Here is a 23,834-nt window from a genome sequence, read left to right on the forward strand (position 1 = left end):
TAAGATTAGAAGCTGGCGCGTAACATGACCCCCATTGTCCGGAAAGATGGGTTGTTACCAGCGTTGTTGATGTTATCCGACCATTTCGTACCTACGTTGGTTTGCTCAGCATCCAGATCCTTGATGGTCCGGTAGATGAAGAACAGGTTCCGTCCGAACACTGACAACGTCAGGTTCTGGGTACCAATTTTACGCGTCAGGCTGGCAGGAATCCGATAGCCAAACGAGATCTCCCGCATTTTGACATAGGTGTTTTCCTTCACATACAACTCATACCGGGAACTGCTATACTGCGGGCCACCCCAGTTGTAGGTGTTGTTGTAATAAACAGCCTGCGAGATAACGTTGGTATTGGCTTCGCCCGTTGGCAATACACCACTCATCAACATACCATCGTGGTAAACAACTTCGCCGTTTGGTCCGGCCGATGCCGTTGTCTGGATACCTTTGCCCGATGCGTCTTTATAGTACGCAAGACCACCATGTTCGGCATCCATAGCCGTCAGGCTTTCTTCGGTCAAACCACGCGATGTCAGCCAGTTAATACCCGTCGGCATGATCGAACCCCCATAGCGGAAGTCAACCACAACGTCCAGATTGAAGCCTTTGTAGCTGAAGTTGTTCAGCAAACCACCCGTCAGTTTTGGCATGGCGTTACCAGCCTTAATCCAGTTGTTGGCATCCAGTTGGTAGATACCGTTCGTACCAACTACACTCTGTCCGCTGGAATTTTTCAGAATTCCGTGCACATAAATATCACCCATTGGCTGACCAACTACCGAGCGTAACTGAGCGGCATTACCATCGTAATCAGCGTGTAACAGTTCAGTCGAACCGTTCGCCAGTTTCTCAACTTTGTTGCTGTTTTTGGCCAGGTTCAAGGTCAGATCCCAGTTAAATCCGTTAGGCGATGTGCTTCTGATCGGCGATACATTCAAACCTAATTCGATACCCTGGTTCCGTAGTGTACCAATGTTGGCCAGAATCGTTTTGGCACCTGAGCTGGCAGCAATCGTCAACGGAAGAATCTGGTCTACGATTTGTGCGTTGTAGTACGACAGATCGATACCCAATCTGTTTCGGAACAGTTTCGCTTCCAGACCGAATTCAAACTCGTGCTTCTGCTCTGGGCGGATTTTATCGTTACCATAGTCGCTGCTGATGTTTGTGTACAACACCGAGCTACCACCGCTTTGCTGTACGCTCAGGCTTCCCTGATTGTAGGCGTTGTTCGCACTGTAGATAGCCGGATAGTTACCCACGATACCCCACGATGCTCTCAGTTTAGCATAGCTAATGGCTGTAGGCAATCTAAACAGATCACTGAACACTAAGCTTGAGTTAACCGATGGGTAAACGAAGGCGTTGTTACCTTTCGCCAGCGTAGAGGTACGGTCTCTGCGAACCGTTCCTTCGATGAAGAAGAAGTTTTTGTAATCAAAGTTTACTGTACCCAGGAAAGCGTCCCGAACATAGCGATCGCGGCTATTCGTACCATTGGCTGTATTAACCGAAGCGGAGAGATCGAAGAAATTTTCGGTACTCAAGCCACCGTTGGTCGAACGGGTCATCAACGTGTTCAGCATTTTGTTAGCTGTATAGCCACCCCGTGCCGAAACGGTCATGTCTTCGTTCAGTTTTTTGGTATAGTTCAACAGAATGTCGGTATAAACATTGCTATAAAGGTTGTTGCTCATCGCGAACGAACCCGAGTATCCAAAAGCCAGCGGAATAGAGCTGCGCTGCTTATCTTCTATACGTTCCGACGTAAAGTCCGTTCCAACCCGGCCCCGTAGCGACAGGTTATCCAGAATATTCCAGGTTTGCGTAATGCTGGCAATAATCCGGTTGCTATACTCATCGTAGGTATTGGCGCGCGTGCTCCACACATAATCCCCAATATCCGTTTTGAAACCGTTGCGAATAATGTTCTCGCTAGGTGTCAGGCTTTGATTGGTTCCGGTCACGTACTTATAGCCCTGGCTGGTTTGGTACTTGTTGAAATACCAATCGGCCGACTCAAAGCGGTTCATCATCCCCGAAAAGTTGTTGATCATACGATCCACTTTAAACGGACGATTGTGCGTGAACTGATTGACGTAGTTAACCATCAGATCCGTTTTCAGCTTTGGGTTGACGTTAAAGCTGGCGTTCAGGTTCATGATGTTCTTTTCGTTTTTCGCACCGTAGCTGATCATTCCGTTATCCTGCCGGGTGTATGAAAAACGCAGGTTAGAATTTTCGGTCGATTTCGAAACCGCCAGGTTGATATTAGCACTGTGCGCACTCTGGAACAAATCGGCATAGCTATTACCCGATGCAACATAAGGCCGGATTACGCCGTCAAACGCCATAACAGGTTGCCCATCGAATTTAGGGCCGAAGTTAACCGTGGCACCAAGTAAACCACGCGTATCGCCTTTTCCATCGCCATCGGTGTCGTAGTAAATGAAGCCGTTAGCATCCTGACCGCCGTCGGCATAGTTCTTGAAATAACCAGGACCTCTTACATTCTGATAACGAGGCAAGTAGGCAATTTTATCAACACTATAGCTAGCGCTGAAATCTACACCTAATCCTTTTTTGCCTTTACCGGTTTTGGTAGTTACCAGTACCACACCGTTAACGGCCTCAGAACCATACAACGCAGCAGCCGAAGCACCTTTCAGAATAGAGATGTTTTCAATATCGGCTGGGTTCAAGTCCAACAGACCATTACCCCGAATGCGTTGATCACCCCAGTAATCGTTGTTTCGTACCTCACCATTCCGAATGGGGATACCATCCATAACGATCAGCGGCTGCGTATTACCCGTAATGGAAGCTAACCCCCGAATGCTGATACTCACCGCACTGGTTGCACCACCGGGTGTAGCATTGATGGTCACGCCGGGCGCTTTTCCGTACAAGGCCGTAGCAAAGTTCGGTGAAGCCGTTTTGATCAGCGCGTCATTTTTAACAACGGCAGTAGCATAACCCAGTGCACGCTCTTCCCGCTTGATACCCAACGCCGTTACAACCACTTCATCGATCACCGACGCATCTTCGTCCAGCGTAACATCGACTGATGATTTGCCTTCAATGGCCACTTCTTTGGTTTTGTACCCAATGAATGAGAAGACTAATGTTTTGTTTTTCGCGGTGGCGATGGTGTATTTTCCATCAGCGTCGGTGATGGTACCAGATGTACTGCCTTTCACCACAATAGAGACACCCGGTAAAGGCTGACCATCGGCGCCTGTCGTTACTCTACCCGAAATGGACTGTGCCAATGCGGGCGTGCTTACTATCAACAGCATGATAATAAGCCTTAGTAAATCTTTTGCCATAGAATAATCGGATTAAGTTTAAGTTAAAGAAATTTTATACAATATTAATAAATTTATTTAATCGCCACTCATAAAATAAAATTTTTTAAAATATCGACTCTTTACTAGCTTGATCCGATAAGTTTGCTAGGAAAACCTGTTAATAATTGCTCATCACCTGAAAATCAGGGATTAAGGATATATTAATATGGGTGTCGTATTTTTACCTAGCTGGTTCTGGATTTCTACCTAAGCCGAAAAATTCCACCAAAACATATGTCCATCAAAAACACTGCATTAAATTTTAGTTGTCACCTGATCAACATGTTTATACCTATACGTTCCCTTTCGAGAAGTCCCAAACCGATGATGATAGTCCTGTTTTGGTTGCTTGGGATTACTACTTTAGTGGCTCAAACGGTCAATTCAATTGGCATTCGGCTGGTCTCGATACCGGCCGGCAAGTTTTACATGGGTTCGGAACGTGACGGAAAAGATGCCGACGAATCGCCAGTCCATCGAGTAACAATCACGAAGTCCTTTCTGCTGGCAGCTACCGAGGTGACTAATGCGCAGTACGAAGCATTTGACCCGGCTCACAAAACGCTGCGGGGAAAAAACGGCTTTTCGAAAGAAGATGATGAGGCCGTCGTTTTTGTCGATTATGTCAATGCAGTTGCTTTTTGCGACTGGCTATCCCGCAAAGAAGGCAAACCCTATCGGCTGCCCACCGAGGCCGAATGGGAATATGCGTGTCGGGCTGGAACGATCAGCGATTTTTCAACGGGCAACTCGCTTCCCAAGGCGCTTCAAAAAAGTCAGCAAACCGACCGTGACCCTGTCATTGTCTCCTTAAAAGTAGGCCAGACGGTACCTAACCCGTGGGGGATTCACGATATGCATGGCAACGTAGAAGAATGGTGTCTGGACTGGTATGGGCCTTATAGTGGCGAACAAAGCGATCCGGTTGGTCGGGCAGCCGGTACGTTTCGGGTGACGCGGGGTGGTAGTCATGGAACGCCGGTTACGTTTCTACGTTCGGCCAATCGGTTAGCTATGATTCCCGAAGATAAGAGTTGGTTGGTAGGGTTTCGCATCGTACAGGCACCAATGCCTTCTACACAACCCCAGCCAGCAGCGACTGCCCCTGCCGTGATGCAGCGGGTCTCTCAAAAACGTTTCAGTTGGCATCCGGTTTCGACAACGCAGCCCGTTTTTAAGGAGCCTCAACGATACGTCAGGAAGCCGGATTGCGCCTTAAACGTACCGTTTTATAGTCATAACCACCAACCTGCCATTTCCTGGTACCCTAACGGCGATCTTCTGGCCATCTGGTTCTCGACAGATGCTGAATCCGGACGCGAAATGACGGTACTGGCTAGTCGTTTGCGAGCCAGAGCAACCACTTGGGATGAGCCTTCGGAGTTCTTTAAAGTCCCCGATCGAAACATGACGGGAGCGTCGCTTTTTCAGGATAAGCAAGGGACCCTTTACCACATGAACGGTGTAGAGACCGATGGCGACTGGCAAAACCTGGCCATGATACTCCGAACCAGTCAAGACAACGGCGCAAACTGGTCGAAGCCTTTGCTGGCAAATCCAGAACACAGAAAACGGAATCAGGTCATTGCAGGTCTATTTCAGACAAAAGAAGGCTGGCTTGTTCAAGCGGCCGATGCCGATCCGGGCCCAACCGGCGGAACCGCAATTCATATAAGTAAGGATCGGGGTAAAATCTGGGAAATGCCCTATACCGAACCGCAAACGCCCGACTATAAAGCAGGGGCAACCGGTGGCCTTATTGCGGGCATCCACGCGGGTGTCGTGCAACGGAACGACGGGAGTCTACTGGCGCTGGGGCGCAAAGATGATATTCCAGGACCGGATAGCGTCGGTTTACGAATGCCTATGAGCGTGTCGACCGATATGGGAAAAACCTGGACTTATTCGGCGTCGGAGTTGCCCCCGGTATGGAGTGGGCAGCGGTTAGTACTCTACCGACTCAACGAAGGCCCCCTCCTTGTCGTGTCCTTCACCCATCATCCCGACGAGCGGGAAGGTCCGAAAGCGGGTATGTTGTTTAACAAAGCGAGTGGAGCGCCTTACAAAGGCTATGGTATGTACGCTGCCCTTTCGTTCGACGAAGGCAAAACCTGGTCGATCAAAAAACTATTGACCGATGGCAAAGAGCGATACCTTAATGGAGGAGCCTGGACGGGCGCTTTCGAGATGGACAGTACTCATGCAGAACCCAAAGGCTATCTGGCTATCACCCAAACGCCCGACAATATGATTCACTTGCTTAGTAGCAGTCTGCATTATCAGTTTAATCTAGCCTGGCTAAAGGAGTTGCCTATCAACGAATAAACTCCTCATTATAAGTTTACTTTTCTTAGGATTTTAGCACAAGAACTCTCATATTTGAGTATATTTCATCACTATAATTACTTAGTAGAAGGATTTTGGCATTCCGTTTAATAGAAGAATCAGTTATCCTGACACGATACCTATTTAGTCATCAACCGGTATATTATTTAATAAATGAAAACGCATGGGTGTATTGAAACACATTGATGGTTCGCCGGAAACTCAGGAGGCTACCCGAGGAACCAGCAATCTGTCGCTATATGATCGTTATGGTTCACTGGCCTATGGAATAATTTTGAAAATCATTCCAGAACCCGAACTTGCTCAGAAGGTACTTATTGACCTATTCGCATCGCTACATGTAAAATCGTATACAGAAAACGGGCATCGGATAAGCATTGAAATTATTCGTTTAGCCAGAATTAAAGCGCTTGAAGCCAGTCCTCCGCGGAGCAATAAATCTCCATTTGTTCAGGGCACTATGGTGAACGATGATCTGGAAAAACTGGTTTTTGATTTATCATTCTATAAGGGATATTCGATCGAGGAGATTGCGAATAAATTACAACTGTCTCAAACGAATGTATTGAGCATGATTTATGCTTATTTTAAGCAACAACGCTTATCTTAACTGTACTGACTTGAAGAACTATCAATATTTAACAAACGGAGTTCTGGAATCATACCTGTTAGGATTAACTTCTGAACAGGAAAAAGAAGAACTCAAACAGATATTGGCCACCGATGAAGAGGTTTTAACTCAGTTAGACGAAATTGAGACTGAGATGGAAGCCTATTTCATGCGCCATGCTGTTCCTCCGCCACCGGCCATTCGAGAAAAAATTGAGCTGCGTATCAGCGAAACCGAAATCAAAAAATGGGAACCATCTGTCCAAACTGATTTCACTCAAAAAACGACCGAACCGCCTGTTAATGAGCCGTACTATGTCAATGCCGACGTTGACAATACACACATACGAGTCCACAAGCACTGGAAACTGGCTTTTATTGCCGTCTTTATTCTCTCCAAGATTTTCCTGATAACAGGGCTTTATTTTTACTTCAAAGCGAACAGTCTTGAGCAGGAAATTCAGCGCCTTAAAGCACAGACTCAGCAAACGGTCCCTTCGGGTCGTTGACCAAAGAGAGACTACATTGCCTGTTGCGCAAGCTTAATAAGCGTTGCCTGGATACAATACAGCCCCGTCATGATTGACGGGGCTGCTTTTTTATACGAATGGCGGTCTTATGGGTTAACGTTTGAAAACGTACCCTTTTGACTCCAAAAAGTGTTTTTAGGTAACAAAAGCCGTGAGTGTCACAGGAAGGCCTCAAGAAAATAAAACCATTTAGCCGCCTTTAGGAGTTTATAGTAAAAATGCCTGAATGATTGTCTGAACTTGCAAAACAGGCCTCTTATTCAATCCATTAACTGCTTATTCGATTTCAATGGAAGGACTATCAGATCAACCAGCGCCAGCAGAAGAGCAACCATCGCCCCAACAGAAAAATATGGATGCAGCCAACGACTTTCTGGCAATTTGCGACCGGTTATCAACGGGTTATGACAGTGGTTTTTACTGGGAGGGTGTCCAGCGGGCGTTGCGTATTGCCTCCGGTTTAGAAAAGTGGACTGGTTAGTATCTCATTCCATAATGCCACCCCATCCAGCCCTATCAATTCGAACGAGCTTATTAAGAATTCCGATGCAAACCACTCACCGACGGATCATTTATATAGTACTCTTCTTAGTATTTATCGCAGGGCAGCTCATGGCCCAACAAACGCCCGATGTTCGTCAGGTCCGTTGGGGTTTTTCACCTAAACAAGTAAAAGAAACCGAATCGATAAAGCCAACTTCGACCCGGAAGGATAAACTCATTTACGCACGCGTGCCGTTAGTAGATCGCAACGTTGGGCTTGACTATGAGTTCAATGGCGACTCGTTGCTATCTGTATCTTACTATTATTACACCACCCCAGCCATTACCCAGGCAGATGTAACAGCGGCCTCCTCTGAACTAGAAGCTTTATTGAACGAAAAATACGGGCGCGGCAAAGTGACTCAGGTAGGTGAACTTCGAACGGTAAACTGGCTAACCCCCAGAACACAAATTCGCCTTGCGCTTGGCAATGTTGATAGAGGTTGGTCTTTAGAACTCGTTTACCTATGTCGGGTTTGCTCAGGAGATCCCAACAGCGCTGTTCTGACTAAAAGCACCTGGAAACCTTATAAAGACATTAAGGATTTGTAAACTTTCTGCTGGCTCCTGCTGTATACGATCGTTTGGTACGAACCAACACATGTGGGCCTGTGCATTAACCCCTCAATTCTGTAGAAAATTTTACTCATAGAAGCCGAATAAAATAACGCATGTTGTTAGTTTAATATCGGCTATACGTTTAGCTGAGCACGCCAGAAAAGACCTATTAACCCGCGCTCTCCCCCTTTTTCGGTACAGCAACTAGCCTATCAAACAACATCCCCCTTTTGTTTGGCAAAAAAATTGTCATTGCCAGTAGAGGATTCTCGACATGAACAGAGAATCTTTCTACATTTTAACGAATCATGAGACAGTCGATACTTATTGCGGGCATAGTAGTTGGAATTATAGCTAGTTTATTTTTTTTCTGTGCAACACTGATCGATTGGGTGCAGGATTATCAAACTGGCGTATACGCACAAAATCATTTCGAAGTGATACTGGAAACAGCTGCTATTGTACTCTACGCGTATTGCGGCATTCGATTTCTCCAATTGAAAGTAAAACTATAGGTTCAACTTCTCCAATGTTTTTACTTTCCCAAGCACTTCTGAACATCAACCATTCCTTGTATTGATAGGCCATGAAACTTTCATTACTGAACCCGGCTAGTTTCTGGATAGGCTTACTTTTTTTCACGATTTCGAGCGCCCAGAGCCAATCGCTTCCCGCTGAAGGGTCCAATGCCATTTTCATTACCACCAGCCTAACCGATACCGAAGCTTACCTTGCCATCGGCAAAGTACTAACCGAACAGTCTATCTTATTTTCTGTTGCAAGCGACGGGCTCTTGATTAGCTCACAGGGTAACTCGATTGCCAATAATAAGGGGGTTATTTTTACAGGCCAGTTATCGCTCCAGAAAGGTGTCGTGAAGTTAACAGGTAGCCTCCGTGAATTGCCTCAGGCAGATGGCAGCAAATCCACAAAAGGGAACCTTATGCATGCCCACTATCAGGGTGGAACAACGTCCTTAGCCAAAGCCGGGTTTAGTTATATGGACGAGCTGGCTAAAAAATTGAAACCTGCCCTACGCGGTGTAATCCACTATAAATTGCAGAAAGAGCCGATGTCTTAGAAGCAGACAAACGCGCTTACATATTTCTTGCCAGAAATAAATGATCATTTCGGCATTTATCCATTTAATAACAATAGCAAATGCCCGAGTCATTCGTTTACTGAGCCTATACCCATTGTTACCGCATAAGTTTACCCCATCATTCTCCTTAAAATCAACCACTTATAAGGTAAATAAGCCTACCATATAGCTGCTGCTAGAGCAATCTACTTTTTTGAGAAAAGGCAATGAAATTCCCTGCCTTAAAATGGCGTAGATTTTGCGCCAGCGCTTAGAGTATTCCTTCAGCGCTATTATGGATATTCACGCTTACCAACGTCTTAACTTCCGGGGAGAAAGCTCTTTTACGTATCGTCGTCGGCTTCAGGCTTTCGCTATCGTCAACCGTTTCCAACGGGCAAGCAACTACATTTATGTGGCCGATCAGATCGTTACGTTGGGCTTAATAAGTGAGTTTAAGCAGTTCACTCCTACTTCGGAAATTAAACTCCAGAACGATTGATTCGAACTATACTTTATTCATGCAGTTTCGATTTTGAATTTGCGATTCTATTGAGATTCGGTATGTGCCTATAAGTAGTTTTATGAACTTATAATCTTCTATTTTTCAACAGATTATAGTACATTTACGAAACTTATCCTAGCGAACCTTCAACCTCAATGAACGATTCTCCCAAAAAAGGAACTTCATCAATCGAAAACGATTCTTTCAATCAACTAATGTTAAATTATGTCAGGCAAGTAGGGTTGAACTACGAAGCTGATAAATCGATACAAATAGCCGTTAAACGACTCGAAAAGACTTTCCGAAATACACGATAACGGCACTTATATACGTATAGCTATTTTTTATTGCGCTACGGCTTCAGCAGCTTACATGCGTCATGCTGTCTATTCGCTTTACTTTATGTTCAGACCAGTTATGATGCGGAGAGAGAAAGTAAATGGAGTCTGGACCGCGCCTGCTGATTTAATTGGTCTACTAGTAGCGTATGCTCAATCAGTTTTTGATAATAGTTCCGAGGATTCAGTTTAGTCGAGCTATCTTTCTTGCTAACGTCCTGAAGCAGTTTCTCCAGTTCGACCTGTATTGTGGTCACTAGGGTCACTAATTGGCTCAAAGGGCACTGCCCAATATAAGTATTTGTATCTTCTTTGAAATGAGCCTCTTGTCCGATCGCCTGATCAATATACGCTGACAATTCCTGGTAGTTTTTATACAAATTGGTGATTGCTTCCGTCCATTCTGTTAATATACGTTTAGGGCTAAGTCCATCGAATGAAGAGGCATCATCCTCGGGCTGCTGAATTGGCATTGATCTATTTGTTTATCCTTTAGCTATCTATAAAGTCGAAAAGTTAAACAAAAAATCAACTCAACCAATTTTCAATTTAATTGAACTGACTTTTTATTTAACAAATACCCTCATTTGGTAGCGTATGTAAAATCAGATTGTCAAATCATTAATAATCTGTTTATGCAGGTAAATAGACGCTAAATGTAGCACCTTGTCCAGGCTCGCTAATAGCTGTTATGGCACCTCCATGATTAGCCGCTACTTTTTCACAAATAGCCAAGCCAATACCCGTTCCCTCAAATTCATTTTTACCATGTAGCCGCTGGAAGACCTGGAAAATGCGGTCGATATACTTTTGCTCAAAGCCAATGCCGTTGTCTGACACGTCAATTTGATGGTAGATCGCTGTAAGTTGGGTTGGGCGCACCGCAGGCGGCAAATCGGCTAGGGCCACCTGGTGAGCGGTTATCGTAATGAGGGGCGTGAGTTCAGCCTGACGAAATTTCAGCGCATTATTTAGCAGGTTCTGAAACAATTGCCCCAGTTGCGAAGCGTCTCCCAACACAACGGGCAAGGAGCCAACAACAATCTGTGCATCTGTTTCCTGGATACGAAGGTCTAAATCGCCCAGTGCCGATTTAATAACATCTGACAGCGACACGGGGCCACTGGCATCCCGGCGAGTCGAAATTCGGGAGAAACTCAGCAAGTCTCGAATTAACCTCGACATTCGGCTTGCCGCTGATTGCATACGCTCTAAATAAATGCCTTCTTCGGCTTGTGGAGTCGCATAGCGTGTTTTCAATAAATCCCCAAACTGCTGAATCTTGCGTAGCGGCTCCTGCAAGTCATGACTGGCGATATAAGCAAACTTTTCTAGGTTGTCGTTCGAGCGCTTTAAATCCTGAATAGAATCCTCCAACTGCCGGGTACGCACCTGAACCTGACCATCCAATTCTGCGGATAATATGCGGTATCGCTCTTCGCTTTCTTCTATTTTTTGTCTCGCTAATACCTGTTGAGTAACATCTGTAACAACCACCAGAATACTCGAAACATAGTCATTATCAACTCCGTCAGCAGGCAACGTTGATATACCCTGAGCCGATTCGTATTGAGGTTGGTACGTAAAATCGACATAGATACGTTCTAATTGATTGTCCCGGACAATATCCACCGCAACCTCTTTGGCAAGATAAGGAACACCCGTAGCCGCTACGCCGTTAAGCAACTGATCGAAGCCCTGCCCGGTTAGTTCGGGTAATGCCTCCAAGAGTGGTTTTCCGAGTAAATCGTCTGGCTTTCGGCCGACTAATGCGCTGTAGAACGGGTTAGCCATCCGAAAACTTAAGTCGGGACCGCTAAGGATCGCAATGCCAACGGGCGATTGTTCAAATGATGATAGTACTTGACGCTGCGTTTTCTCAATTTGTTGCTGGGCCAACACCTGATGGGTAACGTCAACCGCCATATCCATAATACCATAGACCTGCCCAGCCGCATTACGTAAGGGTTTATACGTAAAATCAAAATAATAGGTACCCAGTACGCCATCAACTTCTAACTCAGCACGGGCAGCTTTTTCCTCATATGCTTTTCCGGTGGTAAACACCTCGTCGAGTATGGCTAAAAAAGGCTGGCCGTGCAGTTCAGGAACGGCCTCGCTCAAAGGCAGCCCCAATACTGTACTGTCCTTACCCCAGTAGCCGATCATTATTTCGTTGGCGACTTCAATACGCATATCCCGTCCAACAAACAGGCAGGTAGCAATAGGTGCCTCTTCAACCAACGCACGGAATAAGGTGTCGCTCTGGTGTTGAGCCTGTGCAAATCGTTCTTCGACTTCCTGAAGAGTTTGCCGCTGTTTTTCCTGCTCCGTAATATCACGTACAGTACCTGAGTAAGAAACCGGCCTCCCCGTTTCATCGACGACCAATCCTCCCATCACACTGATGTGGTGCACAGACCCATCGTCCCAAATAACCCGAGGCTGGTAGTAAAAGTCGCCCGTTTCTATACCGATTTGATTGGCGGCATCTCGCAGATACAAATCATCTACATGCACATAATTGGTAAAGTCTTGCCGGGTAAACCCCGTTTTGGTTGCATCGCCTGTTATGATAGCAGCATAGGTGGGCGAATAATCGATATGCCCAGTCAGCAAATCAACTTGAAAAAGACCAATGCCCGCACTCTTGATCGCCAGATCGGCTAGTTGCTGAGCCGCTACGGTTTCCTCCTGTGCTTTTCGTTCGCTGGTTATATCCTGTAAGGTGCCTTTGAACTGATACGCTATTTTTTGATCTGTAAACCAAGCCTTTCCTTTCGCCCGAACGATACGTTCGCTTCCATCCAGGGGGTTTACAATCGTATAATCGATGGCATAACGACCGCCCGACGCATAGTCTAAGGCATGAGCGATAGCCTCAATTACGCGTGGACGATCTTTTTCGGCAATGGATTCAATCGCCTTCGGCAACAGAATTTCCTCTTCGGGAAGCAGGCCAAACCAGCTTTTCAACCGAGAATTGGCGGTGAATTTATTTGTCAACGGGTTCAAATCCCAGGTACCTAGTTCAGCCGCTTCAATGGTGAATTCGAGTTGGTCTTTGTGTTCCTGCAGGTCGCGAATTGTGGTTACTTTTTCCGTTGTTTCCGAGCAGGTAACCAGTACACCTGCTGGCCGTCCAGATTCATCGTTGACTGGACTATAGCTGAACGTCCAGTACACATCTTCCAGTCGTCCGTTCCGATAAATAGGAATGAGTTGATCTTCGCTCCAGGTTGCTTCGCCCCCTGCCAGAACCTGATCAATCAAGGGTTTGATTGTGGGCCAAGTCTCTGGCCAGCAATCTGCACCGGGTTGGCCTAAGGCCGTTGGGTGTTTACCCGCATTGCCCAGACTAGGGCGGTAGGCATCATTGTAAAATTGAATGAGTTCAGGCCCCCACCATAGAAACATGGGGAACTTAGAGGTTAGGATGACACTGACGATCGTACGTAGGCTTTGAGACCACTGATCAGGAGACCCCAATACCGTTGTGGACCAATCGAAGTTGCGGGTAAGCTCCCCCATTTCTCCACTTGCCTGAAGAAAAGGGTAGTGTTTCATCGTAATGGTGTTCAACGTAAGATAAGAAATAGGTCTAATGCATGTTAACCAAATAGCCTCGCTAAAGTTTTAAACGAATCAAAAAAAACGTTTATGCCACTCGCAAAAAGCCCCAAAGAGACAGTTGCGTTTCTTTGGGGCTCAACTAAGTTCTGTAGTTGCACACGACCAACAGTAAAATTGGATGTGCCACTCGAAATCAACTTTCCTCCAATACCGATAAAATATTGCCAGCTGGGTCTTTGAACCAGGCAATGGTTGGGCCTCCTTTTCCACGAACAATCCCTTTTTCGTCCGTCTGAATATCGCCTTCATAGTGTTCAAACTGGACGCCTAGCTTTACCAGTTCGTCGACTGTTTTTTCCACATCAGCTACGGGGAAATTGAGGATCGTAAAGGTAGCTGGGGTATGGTTAGGCTTGGGATAGATCAAAATCGTGCTCCCTCCGCTAATATGGAGCGAAAGTACTCCCATTGATTCTTCTGTAACGTTCAGCCCTAACGTGTGCTGATAAAATTCTTTTGCTTTCTGCAGATCATCGACCGAAAACCCACTAAACGCTCTTGTGTTTTCAAACATAGCCCTATTCGTTAAACGTTGATAAAAATTGACATTGGTCTACTCATCAGACAGTTGAATAGACAAACAAAATTATCGCTCATTTAGCTAACGCTACGGGGGTAAACACGCCAATTTGAGGTAGTACTGCGACAAATTTTCGAATGAAAAAATTCACCGATTATTTAGTTTAACTCTACAGAGGGAGTCAGTTTAGTATAGGTCAAATTCGACAGAGTTATGCCTGTAGTTGACTTAATGAATAGTTGATTCAGCGGCTTGTCGGGGAAAAAGATATCGGTCATTACGGTCAGCCCATTATCTGCAAACAGTTCAACAGAAGCCACATCGGCTAGTATTGTCAGCGACATTACTTGATCCGTCGAAAAGCGGGGAGCCGAATGCCGTTTCGCAAAGCCTTTTTCAACGTCAACCTTACCCGAATGGCTGCGATCTATATAATACTGGTTAGCACGTTTATCGTAACCAATCACAACCTCATTGCCCTGCTCATTGGCCAACACGATCGAGAAATCAGTTATGTTTTGCGTAGTTACTTCCAGCTTGAATAAGCCCGTAGCGTTTTTTGACTTGGCCGTCAGATCATAACTGTTTTTTACCGATTGGTTTTTCAGTGAAAAGCGCTGCTCATTTAGCTCGTCCAATTCCTTTATGGGTTTGGATGTCAGGAAAAGCTCCTTCCCAACTTCTTTCAGGCCAAGTTCGCGCGGAATGGTGTTGGCACTACGCCAGGCTGCAGTTGGGACTACGGTAGCGTATTGCCAGTTGCTCATCCAACCCATCAAAATTGTTCGGTTACCGGTGTTGGAAAACGTTACACCGGCGTAATTATCGGTTCCGTAATCCATCCATTTCGTCTCTTTCGAGTAGGCCTTGAAGTTTTTACCGTCAAAATCACCGACAAAATACTGAGCCGCCGAACCTCCATTGGGTCCACCCGGATTAATATTCACGATCAATACCCATACGGTTTTACCGTTGTGATTCAGCGGAATTAAATCCGGGCACTCCCAAACACCACCATGCGCCCCAGCATCGATCCCAAATTCACTTTCCTTCGTCCAGGCTTTCAGATTGGGCGACGAATAAAATGTGATGTGATCTTTGGTTGCCAAGGTCATGATCCACTTCTTCTGTGCCTCATACCATCGAACTTTCGGATCTCGAAAATCAGTAATACCGGGGTTGGGAAGGACTGGATTGCCCGCATATTTGGTCCAGGTTTTCCCCTCATCCAGGCTATAGGCCAGGCTCTGAGATTCTACCTGATCGGGTTTTTGCTTCTCTAATTTAGGGTTATGGTGCGTAAAAATAGCGACCAACGGCACTTGCCCATTTTTACCAAAACCACTCGTATTGTTCACATCAACCACGGCACTTCCCGAAAAAATATAGCCTAAACTATCGGGATACAGCGCAATGGGTTGCTCTTTCCAATGCACCATGTCTTTGCTGGTCGCGTGGCCCCAGTGCATTGGACCCCAGACAGTTGCTTTGGGATAGTACTGAAAAAACAGATGATACGTCCCTTTGTAATAGACCATTCCATTCGGGTCATTCATCCAATGCGCCTTGGGCGTAAAATGAAACTGCGGCCGGTAGCGATCCGATTTCATCGGTACCTGATGGCTTTGCCCGAATGAAAACTGACTCAAAATAATGAATAGCAGACTGGTCAGACGTATTTTTTGCATGATATTTAGTGAAGATGGTCAACGTTTAGGAGACTTCCGCTTGCAGAATTTTACGCGTGATGGTTTCTTCTGTGAACGTGGGCGTAGCTCCCCGTTGCGTAGCGACATAAGCACCCGTTGCACAGGCAAATTCGAGCGTATTTTGCGGGGAAGCGCCTTGTAAAGTTTTATAGATAAAAGCGGCCAGAAACGCATCGCCACTGCCAATGGTATCTTCTACCTCAACCGAAAAACCAGCCTGCTGTGTAAAGCAATCCTTATCGAGCAAGGCTGCACCCTTCTCACCAAGCGTTACGCACAACGTTTCCAGCTGATAGCGCTCGCGCAGTTGTAGCATAGCCTGCTTCAGATCGGTTTCATCGCTGTACCACTCCGACAATTCAACTAACTCATGTTCATTCAACTTGGCAATATCGGCTCGATAGAGAAGCTCTTCGACGGTTGCTCGTTCGTAATGTGGAGCGCGGAGGTTCACATCAAATACTTTTTTGGGAGCTACTTCCAGCAAAGCAAGCAACGTTTCATGCGACTGCTGATTACGCGCAACCAGACTCCCATACACAAACAACGTACTTTGCCGAACCGCTTCGAGCAATAGCGGCTCCAGAAAAATGTAGTCCCAGGCAACCGGTTGTACAATCTTATACGTCACTTCGTTGGTATCCGAAAGGTTGGCTTTGGCGATGCCCGTGAGATGGGATTGGCCAACCTGGATGAGGTCGAGCGGGAGTTGCTTTTCGGCTAAAAAGGCCAGGAGTTCTTTCCCTAACTCATCGCTCCCAACGCGACTAATGAGTTGCGCATTCAGGCCGAAATTACGCAGATCGGCAGCAACGTTCATGGGGGCTCCGCCGGGTTGTTTGCTGGTTGGTAACACATCCCAGAGAATTTCGCCGAAACAGGTTATTGTTGGTGTCATTATAAGGTGGTTTAGAAATCGCAACTTGTTCTATACAAACAGGACGGCATACGGTTGTTTACTCATCGTCGAGCCAAAACCGAAAGTAGCTTGTTGGTTGTAGTCAAACTTACGGCAGGCGAGGGACAAGGAGTGTTTGAAAGTCGTTCAAATTCTTTCAATTATCACGATAATAGTTTCCTACTATGAATCAGACACTTGAGTATATACTATTCTTCTAGACTTTCGATTTTGTGCTATGAAATTTCAATTTTGTCTCAGCCAGTTGACCACCTGTTTTGTAGATGTTGTTTCAAAAAATCGACGAATTAGGCCAAGCTATTTATCTTAACCTGACGATTTACTTGAATAGCATATTTAGTCACAAAGCTGCTATAGTAAAATGGCCCGCTAAACGTCGTTACCTTTGTGAAAATTCTGGCATTTATTTGCCGATACTGATTATGCCCCAGATTCGACATCTCACCGCTTACCTTGAAGCATTCGCCCCACTTGCCTATCAGGAATCTTACGACAATTCAGGGTTAATCGTAGGTGATCCTTCGACCGAAATAACGGGTGTTTTGGTGACCCTCGATACGACTGAAGCTGTTATTGAGGAAGCGATTGCCAAAGGCTGTAATCTTATTGTAGCCCACCATCCTATTGTATTTAAAGGACTAAAAAAACTGAACGGTAAAACCTACGTTGAGCGAACAGTCATTAAAGCCATAAAACACGACATCGCCATTTATGCCGCTCATACTAATTTAGACAATGTAACGGGTGGTGTTAATTTCAAGATTGCCGAAAAGCTCAAACTCCAGAACGTACGTGTGCTGGCTCCCAAAAGCCAGATATTGTCCAAGCTGGTTGTATTCGTACCCAACGCTGACTTAACGGCCGTGCTGACAGCTATTTATGGAGCTGGTGGAGGCCGTATTGACACCTATGAACATTGCTCGTTTCGGGTAAATGGCGAGGGGACATTTAAGCCCCTGGATGGAGCCAGCCCGACAGTTGGTGCTGTTGGCCAGGATGAAACGGTTGACGAACAACGGCTGGAAGTACTCGTACCAACTTATTTGGAGAACGCTGTAGTGGCTGCCATGAAGCGCGCCCACTCGTATGAAGTTCCGGCCTATGATCTCTATCCGCTCAATAATGCGAATCAAACAGTCGGTTCGGGAGCTATTGGCGAATTAGAAGAACCAATGGACAGCAGTCAGTGGCTTGCCTATCTGAAAGAGCAAATGGCCTTGAACCTGATCCGCTACACGCCTTTGCCTGATCATCCAATCAAACGCGTGGCTGTGTGTGGGGGCGTTGGCAGTTTCTTATTACCCGATGCGCTGCGGGCAGGAGCCGACGTATTTATCACGGCTGATTATAAATATCACGAGTTTTTTGATGCCGATGGTCGCATTTGTATTTGCGACATTGGGCACTATGAAAGTGAGATATTTACGAAAGAATTGATTTTCGGGCATTTGACAAAAAATTTTTCTACTTTTGCGGTAATTTTATCTGAAACGGACACGAATCCAATTCGATACTTTTAATGAATAATGTATAATGAATAATGTAAAACACTGGAGTCACTGATTTTCAGATAGTTACAATACATATCATTATACATTAGACATTATTCATTATACATTAAAACACAAATCTCCGAATGGAACTAACGATTGCGCAGAAATTAGACGCTCTCCTTAAATTACAATCTCTTGATTCTCAACTAGATGAACTAATCAAAATTCGCGGAGGATTACCTGAAGAGGTACGCGACCTGGAAGATGACATCGCTGGCTTCGAAACCCGGATTGGTAAGTTTCAGAGCGAAATCAAGACATTAGAAGAAGATATTGAGCGCAATCGCATTGCGAAGAAAGATGCCGAGAAGCTGATCACTAAGTATAAAGATCAGCAAATGAATGTTCGGAACAATCGCGAATTCGACGCTATTTCTAAAGAAATCGAATTGCAGTCGCTCGAAATCGAACTCGTTGAAAAACGGGCGAATGAAGCTCAATTCCGGGTTCGGGGCAAAGAAGAGGAAATCAAAACAACTCAGGCCGCTCTGAACGAACGGAAAGAAGACCTGAAAGCGAAAAAGCAGGAGCTTGATCAGATCACTTCGGAAAGCCAGGAAGAAGAAAAAGAAATCATCAAACAACGTGATCATCAGGCAACTACGATTGAGCCACGTTTGTTGAATTCCTACAACAAAATTCGCGGTAATGCGCTCAACGGCCTGGCCGTTGTGATGGTGAAACGTGGTGCTTGTGGTGGCTGCTTCAACGTAGTTCCTCCTCAGCGTCAGGCGGATATTAAAGACAAAAAGAAAATCATCGTTTGCGAACATTGCGGACGGATTTTCGCCGATGTTGAAGGTGCGCCTGAACCAGCTCCAACGGGCCGCGGACGGTAGTTTACTCAAAAACACCGGGTTTCAACCCGGCGCAAGAGATGAAGAGAATATTGTCAACTGCACCGGGTTTCAACCCGGTGTTTTTGTTTTTGCTCCTCTGCATCCCCATAGTGGCCCACGCGCAGGACTTTGTCTGGACACCCGGTTTACAACGTGCCTATGCCGATCTGCAAAAACTAAAAGTGCAGTCGGCCAGGCAAACGCTGGCGGCCGAAACAGGGCAAACTGGTATTCGCATCTTCCTGGACGATTACGCCGACATGCTCCTGCTCGTCACCTCCGACGATGACCGAGCCTTTACTACCCTGGGCGATCGCGAAGATGATCGCTTAAGTGCCTTAAAGAAGCTGGACGACAACTCTCCCTGGCAGCGGGTACTATTAGCCGAAGTTCGTTTGCATTGGGCCTTTAGCAAACTCAAATTTGGCAAAGAGCTTAGCGCCAGTTGGGATGTTATTCGGGCCTACAAGCTATTGAGCGAAAACCAAAAGCTGTTTCCCAACTTCCTGCCGACCTACAAATCGCTGGGTACATTGCATGTTATGATTGGGTCGGTGCCCGATAATTACGTCTGGGTAGCTAATCTGCTGGGACTACACGGCAATATTAAACAAGGGCAACAGGAATTACAACGAGCACAACAAGACCCAACCTTTCGGCTCGAAGCCCGGTTGATCGACCTGATGATTCGTGCTTATGTTGTAAAGTTTAGTGATTCTGATGGGCAAGCCCTGCAGCAGCTTGTTAGTGAACACACCGACAATCTACTACTGCATTTTTTCGGAGCGACCATTGAGCAGAAAAATGGGCATAGTGAACAAGCGCTGAGCTATTTGATCAAACGGCCCATGGGGCTGGCTTATCAACCGTTGCCAGTCATCGAAAATATTCTGGGTGATATTTACCTCCAAAAAGGAGATTATCTAACGGCAACAAGCCATTTCAGACAGTTTTTAGCCACTTACAAAGGGCAGAATTTCCTGAAAGATTCGTACTACAAATTATTTCTTTGCCAGTGGCTATCTACTAACCAAACTGAAATGCAGGCCCAGTCTTTTCTTAAAAAGGTATTGGCAGTTGGCCGAACTACGGTCGAATCAGATAAAGCAGCTCAGAAATTTGCGGAAGCTTACTTAAAAAAAGGTGCGTCACCTAATCAAAAAGTATTGATGCGGGCACGGCTGGCATCGGATGGTGGCTTTACGGATAGCGCACTCGCTTACCTCCGCCCATATAACGAGGCAACGTTTTCGTTAACGACCGAGAAAGCGGAGTACAATTACCGCATGGGGCGTATCTACCAACGTCGGAATGATCCCGATGCTGCTATTCCCTACCTTAACTATGCCCTAACGCTCAGTGAACCCGATCAACTGTCATTTGGGGCAACGGCAGCCTTGCAACTGGGGTATATTTATCAACAAAAATACGACCGGACGCGCGCCCGATCGTATTTCCAGAAAGCCCTTAGTTTTAAGCACCACGAGTATAAAAACAGCGTAGACAATAAAGCAAGAGCAGGATTAAGTCAGTTGTAGTTTGATCAAGACAAGGGTTACATCTTGTAGCCAAATTTGTCTGAAATGACGAGAGCTAGTAATCAAATCGGTAAATACACACTGAATGTAGCACCCTGACCGGGGCGGCTTTTGGCCGTAATCACTCCCCCATGATTCGTTACTACTTTTTGGCAGATCGCCAGTCCGATCCCAGTTCCGGCAAACTCATCTTTGCCGTGTAGCCGCTGGAACACCTGAAAAATGCGATCGGTATACTTCTCGTCAAAACCGATTCCGTTGTCAACGACTTCAATACACTGGTATGTTTCTGCGAATCGAGTCGACTTAAGAAAAGGAGGGAGCTGAGAGGCCTGTACTTGCTGTGTGCGGACAACAATTTGTGGACGTTGGCTACCATCTGTTTGCTTCGTACGACTGAATTTGAGTGCATTGCTCAGAAGATTCTGGAATAATTGCTCTAGCTGTAAGGCATCACCTGGCACCCCAGGTAACTTTTCAATAACAATGTGTGCATCCGTTTCTTCAATAGATACGGCCAGGCTATCGAGTACTCGCTCAATAATGTGGTTTAGTGACACCGGATCGGTTGATGCCGGCTTAGTCGAAATCCGGGAAAAAGCCAGAAGGTCTTTAATTAACTGAGACATTCGGCTGGCTGCCAACTGCATGCGTTCCAGATGAGCTCTTCCTTCGCCTAGCTGGTTACCATATCGATCAATTAACAGATCGCCAAATTGTTGAACTTTGCGCAAGGGCTCCTGCAAATCATGTGAGGCAATGTAGGCGAACTGCTCCAGGTTCTGATTAGAACGAGTCAGCAGGAAATTGGCTTCTTCGAGCCGTTGATTGGCGAGCATCACTTCTTCACTGGCCGCCGTCAGTTCTTCATTATTGGCTGCCAATTCGTTATTGATGGCTTCCAGTTCTTCAGTACGCTGTTGGACTTGCTGCTCCAGGGCGAGTTGAAGATGCCGTTGCGCAGTCACATCCTGTACCGTGCCAGTGAATCGACAGGCTTTACCGTCCTCATCGAAAAAAGCTTTACCCTGAGCCCGCAGGATTCGTTCCTGGCCCGTGTAGCCCGCTTCTATTGTATATTCGATGTCGTATAGACCAGTAGAACCAGGTGCAGTTGCTTTGGCAATGGCTTCCTGAAGCTGCGCTTTATCGGATTCCCGAATGGCTGCCATCGATTCCTCGCGGGTTATCGGCCCATCGGGACTGAGCCCGTACCAAGTTCTGAGTCGCGGAGAATAGTCAATAATGCCCGTAACTATATCCATTTGCCAGGTGCCTAACTGAGCTAGTTCAATGGCTCCTTGTAAGGCTTCTTCGGCTTCTTCTACTTTTTGCCGGGCCAGTACCTGGCTGGTTATTTCAGAAGCTGTCACAATTACACCATAGACTTCACCAGTCGTATTGTGTAAGGCTTTGAAGATGTAATCGTAGTAACCCCAGCGAGGTTGCTCCGAGTCTCCTAGCTGTATTCTGACCTCAGGTTGGTAATGCGTTTCGCCCGTTGTAAATACCTGGGCTAGCGGCTGAGCAATTGGCATGGTCAGTAGTTCAGGCAGGGCTTCGCTAAAAGGCTTTCCGATAATCGTAGTATCGCGCCCCAACAAAGTCAACATCTTTTCATTGACCATGCGGATTTTCATAGTTTCTCCCACAAAAACCACCTTAGCCACTGGTGAGTAGTGAAATACATTTCTGGAAAAAAGCTCACTTTCCTCCAATGCTCTCTGGGCTATCAGTTCGGGTCTCCTATCCCGCATGACGGCTCCTATGGCAATGGGCTGTCCATTGTGCGGATCGTCAATACGAATTGTGTTATTAAACACTGGAAAGATCTCGCCCGTCGTCAAATGCCGAACGAGCATTTCTCCCGACCAATGGCCTTTACTCATCACGGAGGGAAGTACTTCCTGAGCAACCAAGTCAAAATGCTCCGGAGCGTGTAACTGCGATATAGGCGTTTCCCGAACTTGTTGGGCATTGTCGAAGCCCAGCATGGTTATTCCTGCTTTGTTGATATAGGAATTTGTACCATCCAGTTCCAGAATGGACATTAGCTCCACGCTATTATCAACCAGAGTAAGCAATCTGCGTTGCGTTTCCTGGGCTGTGAGCTCAGCCCGTAAATCGCGCATGGTGAATCCTCGGCCCAGAGGTTTTCCTGTATTGGGATCATCGATACGAATACCACTTGCCTGACAGGGGATTGATTCACCAGTTTTAAAATGTTTCAACTCGACCCGACCTGTCCAATATCCCTGGCTCAGCAAGGTGGGAATGGCTACTTCCTGAATGAAACGGTAGTTTTCTGAGCTATAAAAATCAGCGACGATTTTCCCCGTCCGCAGATCCGATTTCTCCAGACCTACCAGTGTCTGACCAGCTTCATTAATGTACGTGACCCGGCCGTCTAAATCGGCGATGGCCATAAAACTAAGGCTATTGTCGACCAGCGCCAGCAGTTTTTGCTGGTTATCGCGCATGGCTACTTCCTTCGTGATTTCTTCAATGACTGAGAATAAGCTTTGGACCTTACCTTCTGTCTTACAAAGGACGGTTGTGTTTACCTTGACCCATATCCAGTGCCCTTGTTTATGAAGGCAACGTATTTGATTGACTAAGGAGCCTGCACTACCGCTTAACAATTCGCTAAAGTGGACTTCATACAGGTGTAAGTCATTGGGATGGATGGTCGCGCTGAAGGGCTTCGTTACTAAATCCGTAGCATCAAATCCGACTAGTGCCTGAAAAGCGTCGTTTGCGTGAATAACCATACCATCTGATTGAGAGATGATCAAACCTACGGATGCTCTACTAAACGCATCAGCGAGGTGTTGTTCTATTGGCTGGAGTGGTTGCTGGCTGCCTCGTGCTGAGGTAGGTTGTTTTTTGACCCGCTTCTTATCGTCAGTCACGCTTTTTAACGTTCGCCTTGAGGTGATAAAAAACAAAACTAGCAGATAGTCGCTACGGATACTAACCGGTTAGACACGTAAATTCATTTGGAGAATTGAGCGATTAATAGTTTTTATCGACTAGCCAGATGTACAACTTTTGAGATTTGACTCGTTTCGACTCGCTTTTGTATGCCAGAATATAGCCTACTAACGAAAAAAGCACTTACCATTTCTGATAAGTGCTTGATTTTCAGTGGCGGTCCGGACGGGGCTCGAACCCGCGACCCCCTGCGTGACAGGCAGGTATTCTAACCAACTGAACTACCGAACCAACTTTTGACTTCCGGTTGACGTTGCCGTTTTCCTTTA

Annotated in this window: 18 protein-coding genes and 1 tRNA gene; 11 read left to right on the forward strand and 8 right to left on the reverse strand. The window is 46.2% G+C overall.

The window, feature by feature from the left end; genetic code table 11:
• Positions 1-5: 5 nt before the first annotated feature.
• Positions 6-3,329: a SusC/RagA family TonB-linked outer membrane protein gene (locus tag H3H32_RS02480; protein ID WP_182461102.1), complete on the reverse strand. Its 3,324-nt coding sequence runs from the start codon at positions 3,327-3,329 to the stop codon at positions 6-8.
• A gap of 345 nt (positions 3,330-3,674) precedes the next feature.
• On the opposite strand from H3H32_RS02480, the gene H3H32_RS02485 reads away from it, so the two are divergent.
• The 8 genes from H3H32_RS02485 (at position 3,675) to H3H32_RS02520 (ending at position 9,519) form a co-directional block, all read left to right on the forward strand.
• Entirely contained in the window at positions 3,675-5,675 is a 2,001-nt protein-coding gene (locus tag H3H32_RS02485; RefSeq protein WP_220472594.1) for an SUMF1/EgtB/PvdO family nonheme iron enzyme, read from the forward strand.
• Positions 5,676-5,859: 184 nt separating this feature from the next.
• On the forward strand, positions 5,860-6,306 hold the full coding sequence (locus tag H3H32_RS02490) for a hypothetical protein (RefSeq protein WP_182461103.1): 447 nt from the start codon (positions 5,860-5,862) through the stop codon (positions 6,304-6,306).
• Between the two features lie 10 nt (positions 6,307-6,316).
• Positions 6,317-6,814 (forward strand): hypothetical protein, encoded by a 498-nt coding sequence (locus H3H32_RS02495; RefSeq protein WP_182461104.1) that lies wholly within the window; start codon positions 6,317-6,319, stop codon positions 6,812-6,814.
• Positions 6,815-7,124: 310 nt separating this feature from the next.
• The gene (locus H3H32_RS02500; RefSeq protein ID WP_182461105.1) at positions 7,125-7,316 is read left to right on the forward strand and encodes a hypothetical protein; all 192 of its coding nucleotides are present in this window, start codon (positions 7,125-7,127) and stop codon (positions 7,314-7,316) included.
• 65 nt (positions 7,317-7,381) lie between these two features.
• Positions 7,382-7,930 carry a hypothetical protein gene (locus H3H32_RS02505; RefSeq protein WP_240543633.1) on the forward strand — a complete coding sequence of 183 codons (549 nt, stop codon included), beginning with the start codon at positions 7,382-7,384 and terminating at the stop codon, positions 7,928-7,930.
• A 314-nt stretch (positions 7,931-8,244) separates the two neighbouring features.
• Positions 8,245-8,451 carry a hypothetical protein gene (locus H3H32_RS02510; RefSeq protein ID WP_182461106.1) on the forward strand — a complete coding sequence of 69 codons (207 nt, stop codon included), beginning with the start codon at positions 8,245-8,247 and terminating at the stop codon, positions 8,449-8,451.
• 71 nt (positions 8,452-8,522) lie between these two features.
• Positions 8,523-9,017, forward strand: coding sequence for a hypothetical protein (locus H3H32_RS02515; RefSeq protein WP_182461107.1), 495 nt, complete (start codon positions 8,523-8,525; stop codon positions 9,015-9,017).
• 259 nt (positions 9,018-9,276) lie between these two features.
• Entirely contained in the window at positions 9,277-9,519 is a 243-nt protein-coding gene (locus tag H3H32_RS02520) for a hypothetical protein (protein ID WP_182461108.1), read from the forward strand.
• A 418-nt stretch (positions 9,520-9,937) separates the two neighbouring features.
• On the opposite strand, the gene H3H32_RS02525 is transcribed toward H3H32_RS02520, so the two are convergent.
• The 5 genes from H3H32_RS02525 to H3H32_RS02545 form a co-directional block, all read right to left on the reverse strand.
• Positions 9,938-10,333 carry a hypothetical protein gene (locus H3H32_RS02525; RefSeq protein ID WP_182461109.1) on the reverse strand — a complete coding sequence of 132 codons (396 nt, stop codon included), beginning with the start codon at positions 10,331-10,333 and terminating at the stop codon, positions 9,938-9,940.
• A gap of 160 nt (positions 10,334-10,493) precedes the next feature.
• Positions 10,494-13,427: a PAS domain-containing sensor histidine kinase gene (locus tag H3H32_RS02530; protein WP_182461110.1), complete on the reverse strand. Its 2,934-nt coding sequence runs from the start codon at positions 13,425-13,427 to the stop codon at positions 10,494-10,496.
• A 199-nt stretch (positions 13,428-13,626) separates the two neighbouring features.
• Positions 13,627-14,007, reverse strand: a complete 381-nt coding sequence (locus H3H32_RS02535; RefSeq protein ID WP_182461111.1) for a VOC family protein — start codon at positions 14,005-14,007, stop codon at positions 13,627-13,629.
• A gap of 164 nt (positions 14,008-14,171) precedes the next feature.
• The gene (locus H3H32_RS02540) at positions 14,172-15,701 is read right to left on the reverse strand and encodes a glycoside hydrolase family 32 protein (protein WP_182461112.1); all 1,530 of its coding nucleotides are present in this window, start codon (positions 15,699-15,701) and stop codon (positions 14,172-14,174) included.
• Between the two features lie 25 nt (positions 15,702-15,726).
• Positions 15,727-16,620 carry a carbohydrate kinase family protein gene (locus H3H32_RS02545; protein ID WP_182461113.1) on the reverse strand — a complete coding sequence of 298 codons (894 nt, stop codon included), beginning with the start codon at positions 16,618-16,620 and terminating at the stop codon, positions 15,727-15,729.
• A 443-nt stretch (positions 16,621-17,063) separates the two neighbouring features.
• On the opposite strand from H3H32_RS02545, the gene H3H32_RS02550 reads away from it, so the two are divergent.
• The 3 genes from H3H32_RS02550 (at position 17,064) to H3H32_RS02560 (ending at position 20,571) form a co-directional block, all read left to right on the forward strand.
• Complete coding sequence (locus H3H32_RS02550; RefSeq protein WP_182461114.1) at positions 17,064-18,161, forward strand: Nif3-like dinuclear metal center hexameric protein; 1,098 nt, start codon at positions 17,064-17,066, stop codon at positions 18,159-18,161.
• A 116-nt stretch (positions 18,162-18,277) separates the two neighbouring features.
• Entirely contained in the window at positions 18,278-19,033 is a 756-nt protein-coding gene (locus tag H3H32_RS02555) for a zinc ribbon domain-containing protein (RefSeq protein WP_182461115.1), read from the forward strand.
• 38 nt (positions 19,034-19,071) lie between these two features.
• Positions 19,072-20,571, forward strand: a complete 1,500-nt coding sequence (locus H3H32_RS02560; RefSeq protein ID WP_182461116.1) for a tetratricopeptide repeat protein — start codon at positions 19,072-19,074, stop codon at positions 20,569-20,571.
• Between the two features lie 62 nt (positions 20,572-20,633).
• Here the strand turns inward: H3H32_RS02560 and H3H32_RS02565 are convergent, their stop codons facing one another.
• Together H3H32_RS02565 and H3H32_RS02570 are read right to left on the reverse strand one after the other, a co-directional pair.
• Positions 20,634-23,483, reverse strand: coding sequence for a PAS domain S-box protein (locus tag H3H32_RS02565; protein ID WP_182461117.1), 2,850 nt, complete (start codon positions 23,481-23,483; stop codon positions 20,634-20,636).
• A 236-nt stretch (positions 23,484-23,719) separates the two neighbouring features.
• A tRNA-Asp gene (locus H3H32_RS02570) sits at positions 23,720-23,796 on the reverse strand.
• Between the last annotated feature and the right edge of the window lie 38 nt (positions 23,797-23,834).

The sequence above is a fragment of the Spirosoma foliorum genome (assembly GCF_014117325.1).
In the GTDB taxonomy this organism is placed as follows: Bacteria; Bacteroidota; Bacteroidia; order Cytophagales; family Spirosomataceae; genus Spirosoma; species Spirosoma foliorum.

Coding starts and splice junctions, on each gene's coding strand:
- H3H32_RS02560 (WP_182461116.1), top strand. CDS start 19,072: ATGAAGAGAATATTGTCAACTGCACCGGGTTTCAACCCGGTGTTTTTG.
- H3H32_RS02535 (WP_182461111.1), bottom strand. CDS start 14,007: ATGTTTGAAAACACAAGAGCGTTTAGTGGGTTTTCGGTCGATGATCTG.
- H3H32_RS02530 (WP_182461110.1), bottom strand. CDS start 13,427: ATGAAACACTACCCTTTTCTTCAGGCAAGTGGAGAAATGGGGGAGCTT.
- H3H32_RS02480 (WP_182461102.1), bottom strand. CDS start 3,329: ATGGCAAAAGATTTACTAAGGCTTATTATCATGCTGTTGATAGTAAGC.
- H3H32_RS02510 (WP_182461106.1), top strand. CDS start 8,245: ATGAGACAGTCGATACTTATTGCGGGCATAGTAGTTGGAATTATAGCT.
- H3H32_RS02555 (WP_182461115.1), top strand. CDS start 18,278: ATGGAACTAACGATTGCGCAGAAATTAGACGCTCTCCTTAAATTACAA.
- H3H32_RS02525 (WP_182461109.1), bottom strand. CDS start 10,333: ATGCCAATTCAGCAGCCCGAGGATGATGCCTCTTCATTCGATGGACTT.
- H3H32_RS02485 (WP_220472594.1), top strand. CDS start 3,675: ATGATGATAGTCCTGTTTTGGTTGCTTGGGATTACTACTTTAGTGGCT.
- H3H32_RS02515 (WP_182461107.1), top strand. CDS start 8,523: ATGAAACTTTCATTACTGAACCCGGCTAGTTTCTGGATAGGCTTACTT.
- H3H32_RS02505 (WP_240543633.1), top strand. CDS start 7,382: ATGCAAACCACTCACCGACGGATCATTTATATAGTACTCTTCTTAGTA.
- H3H32_RS02490 (WP_182461103.1), top strand. CDS start 5,860: ATGGGTGTATTGAAACACATTGATGGTTCGCCGGAAACTCAGGAGGCT.
- H3H32_RS02550 (WP_182461114.1), top strand. CDS start 17,064: ATGCCCCAGATTCGACATCTCACCGCTTACCTTGAAGCATTCGCCCCA.
- H3H32_RS02540 (WP_182461112.1), bottom strand. CDS start 15,701: ATGCAAAAAATACGTCTGACCAGTCTGCTATTCATTATTTTGAGTCAG.
- H3H32_RS02500 (WP_182461105.1), top strand. CDS start 7,125: ATGGAAGGACTATCAGATCAACCAGCGCCAGCAGAAGAGCAACCATCG.
- H3H32_RS02545 (WP_182461113.1), bottom strand. CDS start 16,620: ATGACACCAACAATAACCTGTTTCGGCGAAATTCTCTGGGATGTGTTA.